This window comes from Halalkalibacter lacteus (genome assembly GCF_036663595.1).
GTDB classification, from domain to species: domain Bacteria; phylum Bacillota; class Bacilli; order Bacillales; family Bacillaceae_D; genus Halalkalibacter; species Halalkalibacter lacteus.
The window spans coordinates 1-270 of sequence record NZ_JAWRVL010000222.1 but is presented as its reverse complement, the minus strand read 5'-3'; the positions used below and the strand labels follow the sequence as shown (position 1 = coordinate 270).

The following is a 270-nucleotide window of genomic DNA, read 5'->3' as shown; positions in this document are numbered from 1 at the left end:
CATCGGCCGCACCAAATTGTCCGACATCGAGCTTGCGCCGGACGTGAAGCCGTCGTGTTCGCACAGCTCGCTGACCACGCTCGACGAGGGCGGCCAGGAAGTGAAGATCCTGCGCGACAACATGCCGTTCGGGCGTCCGGGCGCGGGCGAATTCGGCACCTACTTCATCGGCTATGCACGCTCGCCGGCGCCGATCGAGCAGATGCTCGAGAACATGTTCGTCGGCCGCCCGCCCGGCAATTACGACCGCCTGCTCGACTACAGCCGCGC

At 65.9% G+C, this 270-nt stretch carries 1 protein-coding gene; it reads left to right on the top strand.

Annotation, left to right across the window (positions count from 1 at the left end):
* A partial coding sequence (locus tag SAZ04_RS22170; RefSeq protein WP_431309048.1) for a Dyp-type peroxidase occupies window positions 1-270 on the top strand: 270 nt, incomplete at both ends.